This window comes from Desulfocicer niacini (assembly GCF_054657595.1).
The window spans coordinates 1-21,584 of record NZ_BAAHYK010000050.1 but is presented as its reverse complement, the minus strand read 5'-3'; the positions used below and the strand labels follow the sequence as shown (position 1 = coordinate 21,584).

Annotated in this window: 18 protein-coding genes and 1 pseudogene; 10 read left to right on the top strand and 9 right to left on the bottom strand. The window is 46.6% G+C overall.

Features of this window, described 5'->3' with window-relative positions:
* Positions 1-69: 69 nt before the first annotated feature.
* Positions 70-252 carry a hypothetical protein gene (locus tag ACYQ2M_RS20860; RefSeq protein ID WP_459918320.1) on the top strand — a complete coding sequence of 61 codons (183 nt, stop codon included), beginning with the start codon at positions 70-72 and terminating at the stop codon, positions 250-252.
* Between the two features lie 190 nt (positions 253-442).
* Here ACYQ2M_RS20860 and ACYQ2M_RS20855 read toward each other — a convergent pair whose 3' ends face one another.
* Positions 443-856 carry a transposase gene (locus tag ACYQ2M_RS20855; protein WP_459918319.1) on the bottom strand — a complete coding sequence of 138 codons (414 nt, stop codon included), beginning with the start codon at positions 854-856 and terminating at the stop codon, positions 443-445.
* Between the two features lie 455 nt (positions 857-1,311).
* Here ACYQ2M_RS20855 and ACYQ2M_RS20850 point away from each other — a divergent pair, with 455 nt between their 5' ends.
* Both ACYQ2M_RS20850 and ACYQ2M_RS20845 read left to right on the top strand, forming a co-directional pair.
* Positions 1,312-2,055 carry a substrate-binding periplasmic protein gene (locus ACYQ2M_RS20850; RefSeq protein WP_459918318.1) on the top strand — a complete coding sequence of 248 codons (744 nt, stop codon included), beginning with the start codon at positions 1,312-1,314 and terminating at the stop codon, positions 2,053-2,055.
* Positions 2,056-2,431: 376 nt separating this feature from the next.
* The gene (locus ACYQ2M_RS20845) at positions 2,432-4,339 is read left to right on the top strand and encodes an ATP-binding protein (protein ID WP_459918317.1); all 1,908 of its coding nucleotides are present in this window, start codon (positions 2,432-2,434) and stop codon (positions 4,337-4,339) included.
* Between the two features lie 321 nt (positions 4,340-4,660).
* On the opposite strand, the gene ACYQ2M_RS20840 is transcribed toward ACYQ2M_RS20845, so the two are convergent.
* Both ACYQ2M_RS20840 and ACYQ2M_RS20835 read right to left on the bottom strand, forming a co-directional pair.
* The gene (locus tag ACYQ2M_RS20840) at positions 4,661-5,746 is read right to left on the bottom strand and encodes an FUSC family protein (protein ID WP_459918316.1); all 1,086 of its coding nucleotides are present in this window, start codon (positions 5,744-5,746) and stop codon (positions 4,661-4,663) included.
* Positions 5,747-6,862 (bottom strand): hypothetical protein, encoded by a 1,116-nt coding sequence (locus ACYQ2M_RS20835; RefSeq protein WP_459918315.1) that lies wholly within the window; start codon positions 6,860-6,862, stop codon positions 5,747-5,749.
* Between the two features lie 935 nt (positions 6,863-7,797).
* On the opposite strand from ACYQ2M_RS20835, the gene ACYQ2M_RS20830 reads away from it, so the two are divergent.
* The 4 genes from ACYQ2M_RS20830 to ACYQ2M_RS20815 all read left to right on the top strand — a co-directional run bounded on the left by ACYQ2M_RS20830 (position 7,798) and on the right by ACYQ2M_RS20815 (position 10,058).
* Complete coding sequence (locus ACYQ2M_RS20830) at positions 7,798-8,655, top strand: LuxR C-terminal-related transcriptional regulator (protein ID WP_459918314.1); 858 nt, start codon at positions 7,798-7,800, stop codon at positions 8,653-8,655.
* A 166-nt stretch (positions 8,656-8,821) separates the two neighbouring features.
* Positions 8,822-9,016 (top strand): hypothetical protein, encoded by a 195-nt coding sequence (locus ACYQ2M_RS20825; protein WP_459918313.1) that lies wholly within the window; start codon positions 8,822-8,824, stop codon positions 9,014-9,016.
* Positions 9,016-9,381, top strand: coding sequence for a hypothetical protein (locus ACYQ2M_RS20820; RefSeq protein ID WP_459918312.1), 366 nt, complete (start codon positions 9,016-9,018; stop codon positions 9,379-9,381). Before ACYQ2M_RS20825 ends, ACYQ2M_RS20820 begins: the two co-directional genes overlap by 1 nt.
* Positions 9,378-10,058, top strand: coding sequence for a cobalamin B12-binding domain-containing protein (locus ACYQ2M_RS20815; protein WP_459918311.1), 681 nt, complete (start codon positions 9,378-9,380; stop codon positions 10,056-10,058). Before ACYQ2M_RS20820 ends, ACYQ2M_RS20815 begins: the two co-directional genes overlap by 4 nt.
* Before the next feature lie 199 nt (positions 10,059-10,257).
* On the opposite strand, the gene ACYQ2M_RS20810 is transcribed toward ACYQ2M_RS20815, so the two are convergent.
* From ACYQ2M_RS20810 to ACYQ2M_RS20795, 4 genes are all read right to left on the bottom strand, one after another.
* Complete coding sequence (locus ACYQ2M_RS20810) at positions 10,258-10,914, bottom strand: poly-gamma-glutamate hydrolase family protein (protein ID WP_459918310.1); 657 nt, start codon at positions 10,912-10,914, stop codon at positions 10,258-10,260.
* 35 nt (positions 10,915-10,949) lie between these two features.
* Positions 10,950-11,759: a DODA-type extradiol aromatic ring-opening family dioxygenase gene (locus ACYQ2M_RS20805; protein ID WP_459918309.1), complete on the bottom strand. Its 810-nt coding sequence runs from the start codon at positions 11,757-11,759 to the stop codon at positions 10,950-10,952.
* A gap of 39 nt (positions 11,760-11,798) precedes the next feature.
* The gene (locus tag ACYQ2M_RS20800; RefSeq protein ID WP_459918308.1) at positions 11,799-12,740 is read right to left on the bottom strand and encodes a DMT family transporter; all 942 of its coding nucleotides are present in this window, start codon (positions 12,738-12,740) and stop codon (positions 11,799-11,801) included.
* Positions 12,741-12,985: 245 nt separating this feature from the next.
* Positions 12,986-13,273 (bottom strand): hypothetical protein, encoded by a 288-nt coding sequence (locus ACYQ2M_RS20795; RefSeq protein ID WP_459918307.1) that lies wholly within the window; start codon positions 13,271-13,273, stop codon positions 12,986-12,988.
* Positions 13,274-13,537: 264 nt separating this feature from the next.
* Here ACYQ2M_RS20795 and ACYQ2M_RS20790 point away from each other — a divergent pair.
* A pseudogene (locus ACYQ2M_RS20790) lies at positions 13,538-13,612 on the top strand (methyl-viologen-reducing hydrogenase subunit delta); the annotation flags it as partial.
* Between the two features lie 202 nt (positions 13,613-13,814).
* Here the strand turns inward: ACYQ2M_RS20790 and ACYQ2M_RS20785 are convergent.
* Together ACYQ2M_RS20785 and ACYQ2M_RS20780 are read right to left on the bottom strand one after the other, a co-directional pair.
* The gene (locus tag ACYQ2M_RS20785) at positions 13,815-15,179 is read right to left on the bottom strand and encodes a sigma-54-dependent transcriptional regulator (protein WP_459918306.1); all 1,365 of its coding nucleotides are present in this window, start codon (positions 15,177-15,179) and stop codon (positions 13,815-13,817) included.
* A gap of 134 nt (positions 15,180-15,313) precedes the next feature.
* Positions 15,314-17,830 carry an ATP-binding protein gene (locus tag ACYQ2M_RS20780; protein ID WP_459918305.1) on the bottom strand — a complete coding sequence of 839 codons (2,517 nt, stop codon included), beginning with the start codon at positions 17,828-17,830 and terminating at the stop codon, positions 15,314-15,316.
* A 724-nt stretch (positions 17,831-18,554) separates the two neighbouring features.
* Here ACYQ2M_RS20780 and ACYQ2M_RS20775 point away from each other — a divergent pair.
* On the top strand, positions 18,555-20,096 hold the full coding sequence (locus tag ACYQ2M_RS20775) for an SLC13 family permease (RefSeq protein WP_459918304.1): 1,542 nt from the start codon (positions 18,555-18,557) through the stop codon (positions 20,094-20,096).
* A gap of 297 nt (positions 20,097-20,393) precedes the next feature.
* On the top strand, positions 20,394-21,584 hold a 1,191-nt coding region (locus ACYQ2M_RS20770; RefSeq protein WP_459918303.1), incomplete at its 3' end, for a malic enzyme-like NAD(P)-binding protein.

The window sequence follows — 21,584 nt, the reverse complement described above, 5'->3', positions numbered from 1 at the left end:
AACCCATTCTCAACTCGGCATTCAGTGCGCCGCAGGCGCACTGAACCAAGAATTAATGAGACACTGTTAATGGTAAAAGAACACTTAAAATCTGGGCCCAAACCATTTGCTGCAGATCCTGTAGAAATCGAAAAGTTTATCAAAGAAACTTATTCGAATCTATCAGAAAAAGACAGACGAGAATATGCAGCTAAAGTTTCCTGTAAATTAATCGATTCCTTTGCTATGCAACCATGCGTAGCACGGTTCTGATGAAAGATTTTTGTGGGGTTTGACCCGGCACAGGGGAAACCCTATAAAAATCAGAACTCAATGCCGCCTCCGCTATAATCCTGCGCACATCAGAAAATGCAAATCCTGCTCGCCCCTGAATTTTATGTTTTCGGTCTGGTGCATTGTCCAACCGCTCGGCATAGATCCATGTCAGCGTTGTTGCCATCATTCAGAAGCTAAGGTGATTCAGTAAGGATTCCGCATTCCGAATTTGTGATTTTGAATTACCAATTTCCTGCTTGATCTCTTTAAATTCAGATTCTATTTGCCAGCGTGTCCCATAATATTCTATAATTTGCTCAACCGAAAGCGTTATGTCTGTGGTCATGGATGCAACATATCGTGTTTTCCGATAGACAAAAACAACTCGTACCGGGCACTTCATTGTTTTTAACATAAAAATTTGTGAAAATGCCTGTACTTCCCTTGTTTTACCGTACAGAAAAACCATATAAGCCCGGCATTTTTCCTTCCAGCAAGCTGCACAATCAGCCACAAAACCCAAACGGCGGCCATATTGTCGTGGGCGACCAAAAATTTGCTTTCCACTCTTTGGATTTATGGAATCGTCCAGTGCTACCATAATTCGTCCGTCTGTAAATGGTGACGGAATCATTCCCCCACATGGTTTGTCATAATCCTTTCCACGGCAGTGTTGAACTCCCCATAAAGTCATAAAACCACTGGCTACGCAATTTTAGACCCAACATAGTTTGCAGGGCACGTAACAAGTTGGAGGTAATTGATGATGTGAATGGTACCACCACAGCCAGCAACGCGTATGCAAACCACATTTTTCTGTCCCTGAGCAGTCTTAGAAAATTCAGCAAGAAAATCGGAGTAAGAATCTAACTTATGCATGGATGGTATTTTTAGATGAAACATTGGATATTTCATGAAAATTACAATGTCGGTGGTCATGTGTTGTTCAAAACTCTTGATTTATGGTAGAGAATAGTCTCTGACCCAATTCTCGCAAAATCGGCAGAAAAGATTTGCACATCAAGTTTGAAGAATGCCAAAATAGGAGATAAAAGAATGTCGTTGTCTATTTTTTGTCGGGTGTGGCTTGGATTATTGTTGTTTTTCAGTACGCAGTCAGCCTATGCTGACCCCGTCATCATGGCCACCGGTGAATGGATTCCATACACATCTGAGAACCTGGAGGACCGTGGAGAATTTACCCGGCAAGTCACCCGGGTATTTCAGAAAATGGGTATTGAAACGGATTACCGATTTTATCCCTGGAGACGCTGTTTTGATTCGGTGCTTAAAGGGCGGGTTTGGGCAGCTTTTCCTTATGCGTATACCCCGGAGCGGGCAGAGAAAGTGATGTATTCTGAGCCGATATCGTGTTCTCGAACGCTTTTTTTTTACTATGATGCCGCAGGTGACCGTGAAGCTCCTGTATTCCAACAATTGTCAGATCTTAAGCCTTACCGTTTGGGCGGCATCACCGGGTACTTTTATGAAGAGACGTTTAAGAGAGCCGGGCTCGCGGTGGATTATGTGAGTAAAGAAATTTATGGAATGGAAAAATTAATCCGGGGACGAATTGATTTGATGCCTGTGAATGAACGGGTGGCATGGCATTTGATCCATACGCATTTCCCCGAATATGCTGATAAATTCAAGTTTGTTTCTACGCCATTAGCCGAAAATCTCCTTTATCTGATCGTTTCAAAGACCTATCCCGGGAGCAGTGAATTGCTTAAAAAATTCAATGCTGCACTTAAAATTTGTGTTGAGAAAGAATATATTGAGAGTGATATATGTAAATAAGGAATAGTGAGCCGGTTTGCCCTCAAGCACCCTGCATTTCATTAAGAGTCCAGGAGCCAGCACCTGTTTTTTGGGGGGTCTATTCACATAGCATTGGGAGCATTACCTGTTGCTTCCAACCGTCACACTATAGTCTAGCAAGACAGCGTGTCCAACCAAAATTAAATTATTTTTGAATAAAAATTGATATTTATAAAGCCAAAAGATACACTGGGGCGAAACGGGTAATGCTCCCCATAGCATTAGTATGCTATGTACTACGTAGCCCCAATCAGGCGAATATGAGGCACTGCCATCACCAAGCCTAATTTATGCTTCGTTATGGGCAGAACAAAATCAAAATAATGTCTGTCCATGGCAGTTATATGAAACAAATATGATGAAATCCCATAAAATACCCTCCATTTCCAGAAATCTGACCCTCAGCCTTGTTGCTGTTATTTTTGGCTTGTTCACAACCTTTTTATCGTTTTATTACTATCAGCTGGTGCAGGGAGAGCAACTCGCCCTTGAGAATACGGCGGATAACTATATTCAGTCCATGGTCAGTACTTTGGATGTCCCTTTGTGGGATATTGACCGGGATAATATTAAGCGGGTCTGTTCGTTTTATTTTGAAAATGAATGGGTGAACCGGGTGACTTTGATTGGTGTTTCCGGGGAAGTCATGTATGATAAAACCATGGCATCCCACGGCAAGGGGGCCATCCGGCGATCCAGGAAAATTTTTCATGGTGGAGAAATTATTGGAGAGGTCACCATGGAATTTAGTCACCTGCCATCAAGGTATCATAGACGTGGTCTTTTGAAAACGGCCGTTGTTACTTTGTTGATTGCCATTATCAGTGTAATTGCTTTTACAGGATTTTTTCTCAAGAAATTTCTTCAGCAGCCCATGATATATTTTAGTCATATGGCCCGGGCCTATGCTGAAGGGGATTATCACCCAAGAATTGAGGGGACAATCTATCAAGAATTTATTCCTCTTGTATCTGCCCTGGAGGAGATGGGTGACAGGATTGAAACCCAGGTAAAAACGCTTCAAAAAACAGATAAACTGCTGACCAGGCATAAAAATCATCTTGAAGAAATGGTGGAAATGCGAACCCAGGAATTGGAAGCGTCCAATAAAAAGCTTCAGCGGGCTGAAAAAATGGAGGCCATAGGCACCCTTGCGGGTGGGGTGGCCCATGATTTAAACAATATCTTATCCGGTCTCGTCAGCTATCCGGAATTGATTTTGATGGATATTCCCCAAGACAGTCTCTTACGGCAACCGCTTGTGACCATACAAAAATCAGGAGAAAGGGCAGCCCAGATTGTACAAGATCTGTTGACCATGGCCAGAAGGGGCGTGTCCGTGACGGCGGTGGTGAATCTTAATCAGATCATCCTCGATCAATTGAAAACGCCGGAGATGGATTCCCTTAAATCCTTTCATTCCGGCATGGTTATCGATACAAGGCTTGAACCTGAGCTGCTGAATGTCGTGGGTTCCACCACCCATCTGGCCAAAAGTATTATGAATCTGATTTCCAATGCAGCTGAAGCCATGCCCCATGGAGGTGTTGTAACCATTTCCACTGAAAATGTATATCTGGACATGCCGGTAAAAGGGTATGAGGAGGTCAACGAGGGGGATTATATTACCGTATCTGTGTCCGATACGGGAACCGGTCTGGCTGAGGCGGACATGGTAAAGATATTTGAACCTTTTTACACAAAAAAACAGATGGGACGAAGCGGGAGTGGGCTTGGAATGGCTGTTGTCTGGGGAACGGTGAAAGACCATGACGGCTATATTGATATCCGTAGTTCAGAAAATATCGGTACCAGGTTTACCCTTTATTTACCTGTAACGCGGGAAAAAATTTCCAGTGTGCAACCGGAACCCCCGGTGGCTGAATTTCAGGGGAGCGGCCAGTCCATTCTGGTGGTGGATGATGTGGAGGAACAGCGAAATATCGCCACCGTGATTTTAAAAAAATTGGGATACCATGTTGCCACGGCTCCCAGCGGAGAAGCAGCCTGTCAGTATCTGCAAAATACTTCGGTTGATCTGATTGTTCTTGACATGATCATGGACCCGGGCATGGATGGACTTCAAACATATAAACAGATTCTTACCATACACCCTGGCCAGAAAGCGATCATTGCCAGTGGGTTTTCCCGCACGGGAAGGGTAAGAGCCATCCAGCGGCTGGGGGCGGGTCAATATCTTAAAAAACCCTATACTCTGCTGCAGCTTGGTGAAGCGGTAAAAAATGCGCTGGAAATTTCATGAAAAGTCTATTGTAACAGGGCGTTCATCATGCCCTATCGCAGAAGGCGTGGGAGCATCCAGCGGGAGGCAGGTGCGATTTAAAACGTTGGGCTTGGTCATAAGATGGGTTTTTCACAATTGGCGGAGCAACGGGGTCAGGCTTGTCTTATTGTGTTTTTGACAAGTATCTAAAAATAAAGTTAACTTTAAACGAAAACGCCAATAACGCAAGCCTGATCCCCAGGGTGGCTCATGTTGTGACCAAGCCCTGATGTGATGCCGTCCCTCAACGAAGGGTTCATCCGGCCCCGGACCGTTATGATTTGTTTTTTGATCTTGATTTTAATCCGTCTTTCTTAAAGCTTCAACCCCTTCTCCTGCCCTTGTTAATTCCACCCCAAGCCGGTTGATTTGCCGGATTAAAGCAGACGCATTATTACGGCTGTCCAGGGTAAAATTTTCAAAATCTCCCTGGGAACGTACTTTGCCGAGAAAAACCATAAATGTATTGAAAGTTGTATTAAATTTTCTTTTGGTGGTTAAAAATTTGCCAGTTCTTGCATAGTTTTCCAGGTCTTTGAACTGCTCTTCGACAACATCCATGAGTTCCTCAAGATTCGGTCGAATATTTCCGTGGAATACCCCGGTGGACTTGTTGACAATGGAAGACAGAGCTGTCAATGTGCGATGGATTTTAGTAAATATGTCTATTAGATTGATTAACTCCTGGCGTTGGGCCGTTCTTAATCCCGGTTCTACGCTTGCATCCTTAAATTTTTCCGTGCATGATTCAAGTTGTTCCGATGCTTTTAATCGTCCCCCCAGTAACACAGGTTTTGTTACGGTGTGATTAAAATATGCCGCTCGTAATTGTTTGAAATGTTTGTGCTGGGAATAAATTAAGTCGCCCATCTCTTTTCTTAAGTTTTTTCGGGCAAAATTGGGCCATATTAATAAAGAAGCAACCAGCCCTATGAATATACCTAAAAAAGTATCAAGCACCCTTTCCATGCCATTTTGCCAGGGGTGAGAGAACAGTGTGCCCAAGATCAAAACCACGCATATGGTCAGTGCGCCGGTAAAAACAATGTAATTTTTGGCCTTATAATAAAGCATGAAAAATGAGAGAACGGCCACAATGATAATAACAGTGGGGATGGTGGGATGCAGATATATTAATACTATGCTGGTGACGGCACCGATAACGGTTCCTATCAGTCGTTTCCAACTGATGTGCAAGGTACCGCCCAGGGAGGGACGCATCACAACCATGACACTTATGGGAATCCAGACGGAATGGGAAAGCGCCAGACTTTTTGCAGCGGCTATTGCAACGGTAATGGCAATGGCTGCTCTTAATGCATGACGGAAAACAGGAGAGGTTAATCTAAACTCCTTGGTCAGGCGGGATACGAGTTTAAAAGTCACTTATTCTTTCCTCAATTTAAATTTTGCCCGGGCAAGATGTGTCATTGCCCTGAATTCAGTTACAACCGTTTTCAGCTCGTATATGGCCGCCCAAGCTTCCAGAAATTTGTTTTGAACCTCATCGCCTTTTTTATAGCCTCCCATATTTAAAAGTAACATCTGAAGTTGGGTAATTTTATCATTCATTTTACCAAAGTCGGTGCCGTGATAAATGGCTTGTTTGCGTTCAATTTTAGCAAATTTGTCAAACTCATGGGAAACCTCAGCGGTGGTTTTGTAGAAATCGTTTTTTATCTCATCGAATTCAGGACGATTGTCGGCAAAATGGATGTGGTTGGACAGGCCGACAATGGACTCAAACATCCTGATTAAAGCAAAATAAAAAAGGCCCGGTCCCCCGGAGGTACCGGATCCTTTTAAAGGGTCAATATTAAAGCTTTCCATAAATGTTCTGTATCTTTTGACTGAGTTGATGGCCTCCTTGCTTAAAAAGGCCAATTGTTCCTCGGAAACATTGGGATTTTTAACCCTGAGACAGACCCCCTCCAAAAGAAATCCCATATCTTCAATGGCAAGCTTTGCAGATGAAAATAAAATTTTCTCAGGATCAAAGGGCCATAGATAAAAGTTGGTGACATAGGAGATGAGTCCCCCGAAAAGAAGAGTGATGGAACGGATGATTCCCTGGACAGCCCCTGCCGGTGAAAACAACGAAAGAAGGGAAACAAGAAGGCAGCCGTGGCCGATGGTGGATGCGGACACCCCGGCAGAAGAGACAAAAAAACATGCAAAGGATAAAAGAAAAACAAATCCCAGGCTCAGGTAATCATACTGGCCAACCATGGCGGCAACCGGAACAAAAACGGCAACCAATGCCAGGAGAATAAGGGCATAGATTTTCCGTCTTTTTAATGTGCTGCCCGTGCGGAACAGGACCGTGCACACAGCGCCTGCCATACACCAGAAAAAACCTTCACCTTTAAGACCGATAAGAAGCGCGGCAATAAAAGACACCAGACATGAGAATGCGGCTTTGGCAGCGTATTTTGCAATAAAGAAACCGGGGTCTACCGGTCGGATATATTTCAGATAAAAGGCGTTTAAAAATTTATTCATGGGTTGTCTTATACCCAAATCAGCGCTTAAATTACACCTTTTATTTATGAGATGCTTGTGGGGCGCATTCTCATTTTCCCGGTTCGACGCTTAATCAGAGAGGGGTCAGGCTTGCGTTATTGGCATTATCGGTGGGTTTGACGTTTGCACAGGCTGTGAAAAGATAACGACAACAACTCAAGCCTGACCCCGTTGATTCAACAATTATGATCAGTGGCCCATCTTATGACCAAGCCCATTGCTTTACTGCTGGTGTAATATCACCCCGGGAAGTCCCCGGAAATGGGACCTCCCGGGTGATTTTAGCCGGCATTCATGTTTGTTATTTGCTTTGATCAAGATATCGCTGGCACCGAAGGGCCACATTGGCCTGAAGGTTGCGATACCATAAGGCATAATCAAACCGGTGATCAACATTCGGGCGCATTCCTATCTTCACCTATTTTGGTTTGTTCACATAGCATTCGTATGCCACGCAGTTCCAAACAGCTGAATATGGGGGACTGTCCGAACATTTAGATGAGCAAACCCAATATTTACTTGTTTTTACAAATTTGTTAATACATCTCATAGAGATTCTGACGGGCGCATGCCTATTTTCTTGGTTTCACCCTTAATCAGAGAGGGGGCAGACTTACGTTCTTGGCATTATGGGCTTGGTCACAACATGGGCCACCCTTGGTGGGGGGCAGACTTGCATTATTGACGCTTTTGCTTAAAATTTTCTTTATGCACAGGTACTTGGCAAAAACACAATAACACAAGCCTGACCCCTTCGGCCCGCCAATTGTGGCAGGTGGCCCATGTTGTGACCAAGCCCAAACAAATTATATTGTGACCAAAATGGGAATGAACCGTTCTGTCCACGTTTTAGAAGGAAATGCCTGCCCGGGAGGATAAACCCCTTAAAAATTTATCCAGAGGAATACTTTTCAATGTCATTGATTTACGCTGAGACCATTCTTAATTCGCTGTCCGCCCATATTGCCGTTATAGATCAAAACGGAAAGATCATTAAAACCAACCGTGCATGGCAGCACTTTGCCACTTCTAATCACATCGGCATGCAACCAGATATGTTAAATATCAACTATCTTGAAATCTGCGATCTTGCTCAAGAAGATTCAGATGAAAATATCCGCTTGGTGGCTCAGGGTATACGCCAAGTCATCCAAGGTGAAATTGAAGAATTTGTGATGGATTATCCCTGTCATTCTCCGGAGCAGAAACGATGGTTTTACATGCGGGCAATCCGGGTACCAGGATCTAATCCCTTAAGAATTGTCATCAGCCATGAAAACATTACACCGCTGAAACTTGCCGAGGACAAAATCCGTCAAAGAGAAGAAGAACTCAAGCAAAAATCACTGCGCCTTGAAGAGACAAACACGGCTTTGCGGGTTCTGCTCAGACAAAGAGAAGAAGACTTGAAAGATCTGGAAATAACTTTTTTTCAAAATTTAAAACAAAACATTTTACCCTACCTCGATCAATTGAAAAAACACAGTCACATGACCACGGCAATGCCTTTAATCAATCTTATTGAGTCTGAATTAAAGCAGATTGCCTCACCATTTTTACGTCATATTACCAATGAAGAGAGTATTCTGACCTCCCAGGAAATAAAAATTGCATCCCTCATCAAACAGGATAAATCTTCCAAGGAAATTGCCGATATTCTGAACATTTCCATAACCACTGTCAATTTTCACAGGCGCAACCTGAGAGATAAGCTTGGCTTGAAAAACACAGGAAACAATTTAGGCACTTTCTTAAAAACGTTGGCTCAGTAACGGTTTTTACCCGTCATTAAACAGTTATAATTCCCTGCTTGTTCAAATTTAAATTTACGGTTAAATTATCAATTAACTTTCCCAGTCAAGGCGCGTACGAACACCGCTGCTTTGAAAGGCAAGTTAAATATACATAACCATAAAAAAAACAATCAAGGAGGCTATTATGCTTTGCAGTCTTTCAAATTTACAACAATCGGATGTTCATCAGATCAAACAACTTGAGTCAGAATTGGGCATCACGCTTCTGGCATTTTCATGCCATGAAACCAAACCGACTGTTTTGGACAAAAATGCCCTTGAAAAGATACAGTTTGCAGAAACCAAGCTGGGATTATCATTGGTGGCAGTTGAGCATTAATGAAACAAAAGGGCGTACACAGACATCAGGTTCAACCTGAAACACAGACTCTGTCTCAAAATGATGCTGCCAATCATTTAGTCATCACCACTGAAGATGGCAGCATTCCTGCACAGGGGCATCTGCCATCTGTTTTTATCCTTGAAGCCAAGATAGCCCCTAATAAATGGCAGAACATACAGGTCATTTATCCCCGGTTTGATTTGCCATCTTGCTATCTGAATAAAAACGAAGCATTATCCACTAAAGCTGCGCTCAAGTCCCTTTTGCTGGGAAGATGGCGAAATATCTTCCCAAAATATCCCATCAGAGTAAAAAGAATAGATCTGTTTTTATCAGACCATAAACAAATGGAGATTTTATGATGTCCACATCAACGCAAGCAAACAACATCATGTCACAATTACGCCTGGCTGTCATAAATATGGACGAAAATAAAACCCTGTCATGGGTCAATCAGGCATTGGTGCATAACCTTGATCCCCATTTAATCATCCAGAATGGCCTTTGCGAAGGAATGGAAATTGTCGGCAAAAAATGTGAATCCGGTGAATATTTCTTTCCCCAGTTGATGGCGTTTTCCGAAACGCTGAATAAGGCTGTAACCTCTTTAAAATCAGGCATCATCAAATACAGTCCCGCCAATGAAAACACCATTGTAATGGGGGTGATTCAAGGAGATATGCACGACATCGGCAAAAATATCGTCAAATCAATCCTCACTTCATATGGCCATAATGTCCTGGACCTAGGCAGGGACGTACCGCCTCAGGATTTTATTGACGCCGCCATCAAAAGGAATGCCGGCATCATCTGTGTATCCGCATCTTTAAAGACAGCAATGCCCTGCATGAATGAAATCATAAATACCATCCGGACCCATGGTCTCCAAGACAAAATAAAGGTCGTTGTCGGGGGCAATACGGTCACTGAAAAATATGCAAGACAAATAGGTGCACACGGATATGCACCCAACGCCGCCATGGCGTTAACTGCAGTTAATGCGTTAACTGAACATTTTCAAGGAATCAGTGCCCATTGATTTCCCATGGGATTGATCACCCCATCGCCCATTTCAAGGAGAGGTCAACAATGATGACGAGTGGCCCTTGCTGTGATCAAGTATACCATTTAGTCCAGCCAAAATTCCAAAATAATGTTTGCCTGGGATTTAAAAACGGTAAATCAATATCTGTTGATTCCCGTGTAAGAAGACCTTGCGGTTTGATTTTGCTTTTCCATTATCTGGTACTTCTCTTTTCTGGTGCTGTATTATTAGTTGTCTCCAGGGCTGAGAATCTTGATAGGACACCTTGCATAATATTGACAAATTTATAAAAATAAGTTGTCCGCTGTCTCAGATTACGATGATCAAGGTTGTGAAACATTTTTTCTCTTAATCCCCTTGATATTTCCAGTTGAACACCTTCCCTGCCTTTGCATCGGTTGCATATATTTTCAGGGCTGATGCCTTTAAGCCCCGGTATCTTACTTATTTCGGCATTAAATCCATCTGCTGTGAGTGCATGTGTAATTTTTTGTTTTAATCTTTGATTCTTCCCGCCGACATGAACGGTATTTGTCCTGAATCTGGACCCGTGAACAGAAATGACCATGAGGGCATTTTCTGAAATCTGGACTCCCAGGGCCTCGTCAAATCGATTGCTGCTTATGTGCAAAACTTTGTTGTTTATTTTTTTCAGACCCTTGAATGCATAAAAAGTATGATCACATCCGGCCATGGAGTCCGCAATATCTATGGTGCCTGGCTCTATGCCGCCACCGTGGGGGGCCATCACAGCAATTGGGGAAGGCCCCTCACGATGGAAGATTGTGTAATCCACATCCTGTCGTTCATTTTGGCTTAATTGAGCATAATTTTTATATTTATCAGGCATGATTTATAAATATTGGGCTTATTCACGTAAATCCCCTAAACATGCTGCCACAAAAAGGCCACAGCTTCCTTTCCCATGATTTTATCCCGAAAAACGGTCTCGGCCTGCCCATAGCCAGCCATGCCAGCACAGACATGGAGGGGCAGTAGGTGCTCTTCCCGGGGATGACAGTAACGGGAATGGGCTGTCTGCTCCCAGTGGATAAGTCGTTCCCGGCGTTGATCCGGGCTTATGTCAGGAGCGGTGCAGGTCTGGATCAGCCATTGTTGGAAGGCATGATTTTCCGGGTCTTCTATGTCAACTTCTGGATCGTAATCGGCAAAGGCCCCCATGTTATGAAATGAAAATCCCGATCCCAGAACCAGAATATTTTTGTGGCACAGTGGGGAAAGGGCATTGCCTGCTGCCAGATGGGCAGAAGGGTCCAGGTCAGCAGTCAATGAGAGTTGCAGGCATGGGATAGTTGCATCAGGATACATCTGTTTCAGGGGGACAAACAGGCCATGGTCAAATCCCCGGCGATCATCGGTTCTGGCTTTGATCCGGGCCTGGCTCAGAAGCCTCTGCATGGTATGGGCCAGATCCGTTGCCCCCATGGCTGGGTAGGTGATTTCATAGGCGGCTTGGGGAAATCCGAAATAATCGTAAATCAATTCCGGGGTGGGGTTGGCCGTTATCACCGGAATATCCCTTTCCCAGTGGGCACTTATGACCACAATGGCTTCGGGTTTGGGAATCCGGGTGGAAATGGTTTTAAGAAATTTTGTCAGGGTTGTATGTCCCGGGTGTTCCATGAGGGGGAGCGGACCACCGCCGTGGGGAATGTAAAGTATGGATGCGGACATATTTGTTTTGCTCCTTTTGAGATTTTATAATGACGGAACTTATTGGTTCACAATGGGCAGCGCCTGTTTCTTCTGCCGGGGCCAATGGCAGTGCACCACCAGGATACCCGTGACAATCAGGAGAATGGACATGATCAATGCAGCGGACAGGGGTTCTCCCAGAAGTGATACCCCAAAAAAAACGCCGGAGACGGGCATGATAAAGACAAAGGTGTGCACAGCCGTGGCCCCGAATTTCTGGAGCATCAGGTTCCAGGAAATAAATCCATAAGCTGCGGTGACCAGTGACTGATACAGCATGGATAGAAAAATAGAGATATCCAGAGTGCCCACCATGGGAGCATCCCAGAACCACCCCGCCATGAAAAAGAAGGGAATGGAGAAAAGCATAGGGTAGACCGTGACCTGAACCGCATGAAAGTGGGCAATAATTCGTTTGAGGTAGATGGCATTGCATCCCCACATGAAAACCGCCATAAGCACAAAAAGATCGCCCTTGTGAATTTCTCCGGAAAGCCCTCCCTTATCCATCAACAGGCATAATACGCCACTGAATCCAAGTACAATGCCAATGGTTTTTTTCATGGTAATGTGGTCGCCGGGAATATAAAAATGGGCCAGAATCATCACAATAAAGGGCAGCAGGTTGGCGATCAGGGTACCATGGGATGCCGTTGTTTTGCTTAAACCAATATAAAAACAGGTGATCTGGCTGAAGAAAATCAGGGCGAGTATCCCCATCTGCAGGACCTGTTTTCGGTTTTTCAGTGCCAGGGGGCTCTGGGTAAGCCTTGCCCACAGAATAAGGGCCAGTGCCGCAATGGAAAATCGGAGCCCTGCCACGGTGAAGATACCAAATCCCCCAAGGCTTATTTTAATTGCCGTTGGGTTGGCTCCAAACAAAACACACAGAAATGTTGCGTACAGTGAGGCCCCAAGGGGAAGGCTGTTTATGGAATCCTGGCAAGGGACAATGGACATTTGCTTGCATCCTTTTATTATTTTTCCAATGTTGGGTCCGTGCGGACATCTCTGTTATACAGAATCCAGCAGGCTTTTCCCAGCACTTTAAGAGTGATGCCCCTGTAAAAATCTGGCCCATGGAATTCTGATCAGCCTATGGGGTGTTTTTTTGTGCTTTTAGCCCGACAGAATGTGTTCCATAAATGCGAGTCGGACTTTTTGCGAGACTAGCAAGGATGCTTTTTTTAAATGGCAGAAATGGACTACCCCTGGCGACGTCGTGCAAATCTTATAAAGATCCTGTAGTCACCGGAATTGATATCCCTTGGAATCTTATAGCCGTCAGGTACCAGCAATACCATGACACGTCCCGAGGCGGTGTCATGTTCCGGGCTTCTGTATCTCCTGTCCTGGGGGCGGGATGATTTTCGTCTTGGACGTTTTCGGGGAGAGCGAACGTTCAAGATTCGTGCTTCCAGTTGTCCGTTTTTTGTTTCCTGCTTTTTGGCGGGGGGGCCTACACGTTGCGGTGCACCGATGACAAAATGCATATTCACCTCCGTTAAAATTATACATTAATCTCTGCGGGCATTTAATACGCTTTATGTGGTTTGAAGCACGAGCATCAATAAATTCAGGCAGTCAGATTGAATTCGATGGAAGAGACCTGCAAAATATCTATATTCTCGGTCCAAAAGGTATAAAACTTAAGGACGATCAAGTTATTTTGTTTTTGCCAGTAGTCTTCGTGGAGCCTGACCCCTCTCTGATTAAGCGTCGAACCGGTAAAATGGAAATGCGTCCAACCTTTTGAAGTGGTGATTATCGGTTTCTTAAGCAATTGGTGTGCCTATGCCGGAGGAAATCTGGCAGGGGTATCTCGCTTACAGTAGTGGTAAGGGCAAACTTATTAAAATGAAGCGGTTTCTTCCACATGGCATTGGCAACAAGCAGTTCCATGGAGGGGAAAGCCACTCTTGCCCACAGGATCGGTCCAGGTGCTCATTTTGATGAAATTTTGGAACATCTGCCCCAGGCTTTGTAAAGATGTGGGGCAGAGCCCCGCAGAAAGGAAATCAAACCGGGCAGATATTACTGAATTTTAAGCTTATCAATCTTATATCGCAGCGTTCCCCGGGGAATCCCCAGCAAAAGGGCTGCCTTGGTGGTGTTCCCGTCACTTTTTTTAAGGGCCTTGTGCACCATGCGGATGGTTACTTCCTCCAGCACGGACTCCAGATCGTACAGTTCATCGGGGACCTCCACAAAGGCATCCGGTGCCGGGGGGGCATCCTCAATTTCAGAGGGGAGGTGGTTCAACCCCAGAATATTATCGTTGTGCATGATACAGATACGTTCAAATACATTTTTCAACTCCCGTACATTGCCGGGCCAGGGGTATTCCAGAAGCCGGGCCTGGGCACGGTCATCAATGCGGGTGAATTGTTTGTGAAACTGCCGGGCATATTTTTTCAGAAACAGCACGGCAAGGGCCGAAATATCTTCGGGTCGCTCCCGCAGGGGCGGGATGTGGATGGGAAAGACGCTGAGGCGATAATAAAGATCCTGTCGGAATTTTTTTTCGGCAATGGCCTGCTTGAGATCAATGTTGGTGGCGGCAATAATTTTTACATCGGTTTTGATATCCCGGTTGCCGCCGATACGCCGGAATAACCTTCTCTCCAGCACCCCCAGAAGCTTGGCCTGGAGCTGGATGGGCATCTCCCCGATTTCATCCAGAAACACAGTGCCCCCTTCTGCCATCTCAAAAAGTCCCTTGGTTTTTTTCACCGCATCGGTGAATGCTCCTTTTTCATGGCCGAACAGCTCGCTTTCCAGCAGGTTTTCAGGCAAAGCGGCACAGTTGATGATCACCATGGGCATGCCGTGGCGAGGGCTTGCATGGTGGATGGTCTGGGCCACCACCTCTTTACCGCAGCCGCTTTCCCCCGTTATCAGCACATTGGCACTTTCGTGCTGGGCCACCTCCCGGGACTGGGCCACAATGACCTGCATCTGGGGGCTCTGGGCCACAATGCCAGGTCTGTCCGGCAGGTTCAGGCTCTTTTTTAAAATCCCCACCTGCTGTTTCAGGTGGCTGGTCTCCATGGCAAGTCGCAGGATCAGCTTTATGGCATCGGCCTTGAAGGGTTTTTTGATGTAGTCATAGGCCCCCATTTTAAGGGCCTTTACTGCCGATTCAATGGAGGCGTATCCTGTGATGATGATCACCAGAAGATCCGGGTCCAGGGCTTTTGCCTGTTTCAGTACATCCAGGCCGTGGATGTCCGGAAGATTTAGATCCAGGAGCACAATGTCCACATCATTGGCCGCCATGAAATCAAGCCCCGCCTGTCCCGATGCTTCGGTGGAGACATCGTAGCCCTCTTCGGTGAGGATGCGGTGCAGGTTTTCCCGGATGATGGCTTCATCATCCACAACAAGAATTTTTTTCATAAAAAATCAGCGGTGACGCCCTTAAGTTCATGCTTCAGGGGAGACACTGCCGCCTCCATTTTGTGATGTTAATGCGTTATGGTAAATCATCAATGATCACGTTTTTTTGCCACCTTCCCTTGGGCAGGCCAGTCTCATGCCACCGGTAGATGGATGCTAAAACAGGTACCACGGTCCAGATCGCTTTCCACTGTTATCTTTCCTCCGTGCTCTTCCACGATGGTGTGGGTGATGGATAACCCGAGACCGAATCCTTCGGGGTTGTGACTGAAAAACGGGTCAAATATTAGTTCCATGTCTTCCTTGGCAATGCCCGGTCCGTTGTCGGCAATGGCAAGAAGGATAAAGTCATCGGCTTCTTCCCGGGACAGGGTGGTGGTGATAGTAATGGTGCCACCCTTCTGCAGTACATTCAGGGCATTGAGTACGATGTTTATGATGGCCTGGCGGATGCGTTCTCTGTCCATGTGGATGCGGGGCAGGTTTTCCCCGGGCTTCCGGTTGAGAAGGACACCCTGTTTTCGGCATTGTTTGGAGACAAAGAACATTGTGTCGTCAATGACATGATTGATGTCCTCCAGGGTGGGGGTATGGCCGGGTTTTGCGGCAAAGTCCAGCAGGCGGTTGACAATGTTTTCAAGTTTTTCAATTTCTTCCAGGGCCCGCTGGATCAAAAGGCGGTCACTGGTGCGGTTGGCAATGCGATCGTGGAGATCATCCAGCATCAATGTGATCCCTGTCAGGGGGTTGCGGATCTCGTGGGCAATGCCGGCGGCCAGGATGCCAAGGGAGACCAGTTTGTCTGACCGGGCAATGTGTTTTTCCATGTTTTTGCGCCGGGTGATATCCCTGAAGATGAGCAGGGTCGAGGAACTGGTACCGGTATCATCATTCAATAAGGAAGCCATGGCGGTTTCCAGGTGCAGGGGCCTGTTGTCCGGGCGTTTGATATCAAGGGGCACGGCCTGACGTCTGATGGCCGGGGTATTGTCCTCGATCAGTTCCAGCCAGGCCGGGTAGGGGGCCAGAAGTTCCTGGATGTTCCGGCCGGTGAGTTCCTCCCGGGATTGCCTGAAAAATCGGGCAGCCTTGGGGTTGGCAGAAAGGATGGTGCCGTTTTTGTCAAACACCATGAGGCCGGACAGCATGTTGGAGAAGATGCTGTTTAGCATGTGGGCCTGTTTTTCCAGATCCTTCAAGGATTTGACAAGATTTTTTTCGTTCTGCTTTAACTTTCGGCCCATGGATCGGAATTCCTGGACCAGGATTTCCAACTCATCACCGCTGTTGATGGCAATGCTGACGTCATAGTTACCCCGGCTGATTTCGCCCATATGGCTGGAGAGAAGACGGATGGGGCGGGTGAAAGTGCGGGATAGAAATACTGCCACGGCTGCCACCACAATGGCGGTGAAAGCAACCAGCAAAAGATAGTTGTGGGCAATCTTTTTAAGGATGGCACGGATGGTGATAGATGTGCCGTTGACGGTATTATGAAATCGGCCGGTTTGAACACCCAGAGTGACTCCGCCGAAACAGCCGGTGTCGCGGTACTCACCCAGATTGAATTTGATGGGAGCATAGGCCAGAATCCGGGGAATACCGCCCACACTGGCGGTCTGCTGAACCCCGGAAAGTCCCTTTATTACCTGCCTGGCAATGGTGCCGTAGTTTTCGTGGACAAAGGGGACATGGAGCAGGTTAAACGGCAGTTTCCCCGCCTGTATTTCTTTTTTCCGGTAGGCGTCTGTGGTGGGGTCAACAAGGATGCCCTCAGAATTAACACCCCGGATATCCCAGGGCTTGGGGTGGGTTATCATCCATCCTTGATCATCAAACATAAAGGCATAGTCGCCACTGAAATAATTGGGGGAGAGCACCTTTTCATTGCCGAAGGGCTGTACATGCTGGGTAAATTCCATGAGATGTCGGTGATCAAGGGCAATGGATACCACGCCCACAGGCGTGCCGTGGTCGTAAACTTTTCTGGAAAATCGGATGATGCCGGAAAAGGCGCGGTTTCTCTCTGGCCAGGGGGGAATTTCGGTGTCCGAGAGCTGGTTCACCCCGGCAGGCGGTTCCGGACGTGCCACATGGAACCCCAAAAGATGGGAGACATGGGGTGCATCCCCGGTCATTGCCATGGTCTTTTCAAAGAAATCCTCCCGGCCGTAGGCACTTAAAAAAGGGGTGGCCACATTCCGCCGGGAAGAGAGGGGTTGGCCTTCCCGGATGAGAATCTGTTCGTTGCCTTCAAGGTCCACAAACGAGATTTCAGCATAAAGGGGCAGGGTGCTTGTTATACCCCGGGGTGCCAGTGAATCCCCGGTGGGAAGCCATATGGTCCGCTGGTGGACCTGGAAAAAACTGTTGTAAATCCCGGAATCCGGGGGCAGGGTGGCCAGCATGTTCAGGTCTGCCACGGCGGCATCCAGGAACTGTTCCACCTGGGTGGCAATGGCACCGGCTCTGGCCTGGAGCAGGGACATGGATGTCTGGGTCAGGGCAGTACGACTGCTGTCCACAAGAAGTTCCACCACGTGGTTCATGCGCACCCAGGTATAGAGGCCCAGAACCATCATGGGTACCAGGGAGAGCACCAGAAAACCTGCCAGAAATTTTTTTAATATGCCGAACTTCATTTTTCGCATTTTTTTGTTATTATTTTCCATGACATGGGGTGATGCAAAAAAAATACCACTGCCAGAGCAAGTGCAGGCGGTGTAATCATGTCTGTTATCACCCCCTGAATTTTGGGTTTCTCAATTTTTAAATCTTTTTTCAGCCTGTTTTGCGAGAAGGCGGTCAGGGGAGTGTTCTTGGCGTTATCTACCAACGCCTGTGACCGATAAAGCCCATGCCCCAAGCCTCCTGAAAACCCTATAACGATCATGTGGGCCTGCCGACACAACGAAGAATAAAAATGGCATTATGCCGCCGCCGCCCCCGACGGGCAATGGGCCCGGACCGGAACTGTAGACAGCTCAATTGTCCGGTTCCTATTGCCCATCGGGGGGGCGGCTCTGCTGAGGTTGCCTTGGAGGCTGCCTTTTCATATAAAAAAATATACATTAATATGTTTGTGCAATATCCACAAAGCCTTTTTAAAAAAGGCGTTTCAAGACGGCGGAAATCCGCCCCTGGTCGGTGGATTTTGGTCTTTTAAAAAGGCCTCCAATTCCTCAATATTTTTGCCATTCCCTTTTCTCTTTCCCTTTCTTATATCTGAAAACCCTTTAAATATACGGTATCCATGGGGTTGAATTTTATTATTTTATCTCCCTAAATTGAGAATGGTACAGCCTTTGCAGATGGTTCATAAACAGAAATTATGAAATCAGTCTATTACCCACCATCTGGAATCGGAGGTTACCCATGGCACCCTATGTACTTAATAATCGATCAAAACTGCAAGTCAGCGGCCTTATCCTTGGCCCATTATTCTTTTTACTGGTATGGATGATGGACCTTGATCCTGCACATCCGGAAGTAACCCGTATGGCCGCAGTTGCCGTACTAATGGCTGTCATGTGGGTTACAGAGGCAGTTCCCCTTGCCGCCACATCCCTCCTGCCGGTGATCTGTTACCCGATTCTGGGCATCATGAAGGGCAAAGAAGCTGCAGCGGTTTATTTTAACAGCACCATCTTTTTATTTATGGGCGGTTTTCTCATTGCCCTTGCCATGGAAAAATGGAATCTGCACAAGCGCATTGCTCTCTTTGTGGTCAAAACCATTGGGGGAGGGCCTGCCCGTATTGTTTTCGGGTTTATGATGGCATCTGCCTTTCTTTCCATGTGGATCTCCAACACGGCAACGGCTGTGATGATGCTTCCCATTGCCCTTTCCATTGTATTAAAAATGGAAGAGCAGTTTGGAAAAGATGAAGCCAAAACCTTTGCATTGCCGTTGCTTTTAGGCATTGCCTATGCCGCTTCCATGGGGGGGGCTGCCACCCTGGTGGGGACACCGCCCAACCTGGTGTTGACCCGTACCTTTGAGCAGTTGTTTCCCACGGCTCCAGCCATCTCCTTCGGTACCTGGATGATCATGGCATTGCCGCTGTCCTTTGTAATGATCATGGTTATCTGGCTGTTGCTCACCCAGGTGTTCTATCGTACCCCGGCCCATGTCCGGGTGGATCAGGGTGTTGTGCATAAAGAATATGCCGATCTTGGTCCCATATCTGCGGAAGAAAAAAAGGTATTGATCGTTTTTGCCATGACAGCCCTTTTATGGATTTTCAGAAAAGATCTGAACCTTGGGTTCGCCGTGGTGCCGGGATGGGCCTCATTACTTCCCTTTAAAGGCATGGTGGATGACGGCACCGTTGCCATTGCCATGGCCATCACCTTGTTTTTTCTGCCCACCACCAGAAAGGATGCCGACACCCCTACGTTGTTGGATGCTGATGTGTTTACCAAGCTGCCCTGGGGCATTATCCTTTTATTTGGCGGCGGGTTTGCCCTGGCCAAGGGATTCCAGACCTCCGGGCTTTCCGTTTTCATCGGTCAAAAACTTCAGATATTGGAAGGCACCAGCACCGTGGCCATGATTTCCAGTATCTGCGGGACCCTGACCTTTTTAACTGAGCTGACCTCCAATACGGCCACCACCCAGATGATTCTGCCCATTCTCTCCTCCATTGCCGTGGCCATGAAAATTAACCCGCTGATGTTGCTGATTCCCGCCACCCTGTCCGCCTCCTGCGCCTTCATGATGCCCATTGCAACGCCCCCCAATGCCATTGTGTTCAGCAGCGGACGCATCAAGATGATTGAAATGGTCCGGGCCGGTGTTCTCATTAACTTCATTGGTGTGGTTGTTATCACCGCTGTTTTCCTGGTATTCGGAGTTACGGTGTTTGCCATTGATCCCAGCATCATCCCCCAGTGGGCGCTTGTGACGGCACAGTAAAAAAACAGGGGATAAATTTTTATTTTCATGAAATATTCCATGGAATATTTCATGAAAAGCTGGTATGGTCTGTTGCTTGTTCATATACTGACGGGCTTTTATTGAAATTGTATTGAGGGTGCCGGGGGAGGTTGTATGCTTCCCTGCCAGGGAATCAAAAATACAGTGGATTCCTTCCCTTGAAAAAATAGCAGAACAGGTGTTCGACGGGCAGGCGGCCAGCCATGGTTGCATGTTTTTTTGCCGGGTACCTTTTTCCCTATAACCATAATTAATTTTTACGAGGAAGTCTCTATCATGTACAAGGAAGCGTGTCCTGTTACAAATTTTAAAGACGATGTGTTCAGTTATCATTCTTATCCGGTTCCAGGAAAAATTGAGGTAATGCCCACCAAACCCTGCCAGACAGCCGATGATCTTTCCATGGCCTACACCCCGGGTGTTGCTCTTCCGGTGAAAGCCATTGCAGAAAATTCTGAATGTGCCAAAACCTTCACCAGCCGACAGAATCTTGTGGGTGTTATTTCCAATGGTACCGCCATTCTGGGGCTTGGTAACCTGGGTGCCTTGGCAAGTAAGCCGGTGATGGAAGGAAAAGGTGTATTGTTCAAACGCTTTGCCGATGTGGATGTGTTTGATATTGAGCTTGACACCGAAGATCCCAAAAAGATAATTGACATCGTCAAAACCATGGAGCCTACCTTTGGGGGGATAAACCTGGAAGACATCAAGGCCCCGGAATGTTTTGAAATTGAAGAGACTCTCATTGAACTTTGCAATATCCCTGTTTTTCATGATGATCAGCATGGCACCGCCATCATCTGTGCGGCCGGACTCATCAGTGCCGTTGATATCACCGGTAAAAAAATGGATGCGTTGAAGGTTGTTTTCAACGGTGCCGGTGCTGCGGGTATTTCCTGTGCAAAATTGTTTGTTTCCATGGGTGTTAAGTATGAAAATCTCACCATGTGCGACTCCAGGGGCGTGATTTATAAGGGCCGGGAAGCTGGCATGAACAAATACAAGGAAATTTTTGCTGTGGATACCGCCGCCAGAACCCTTGCCGATGCCATGGTGGATGCCGATGTTTTCATTGGCGTTTCCCAGAAAGATGTGGTGAGTCAGGATATGCTCAAATCCATGGCCAAGGACCCCATTGTATTTGCCATGGCCAATCCTGATCCTGAAATTGCCTATGAAGATGCCATTGCAGCTAGAGACGATCTTATCATGGCCACCGGCCGCTCTGATTATCCCAACCAGATCAACAATGTCCTTGGTTTTCCTTTCATCTTCCGTGGTGCCCTGGATGTGGGAGCCACCAAGATTTCTGAAGGCATGAAGATTGCCGCTGCCAAGGCATTGGCAGAGCTTGCCAGGGAGCCCGTTCCCGAGTCTGTGGCAAAAGCCTATGGCGGAAAATCCTTTTCCTATGGAAGAGAATATATTGTTCCCAAACCCTTTGATCCCCGGGTAATTGAGTATGAA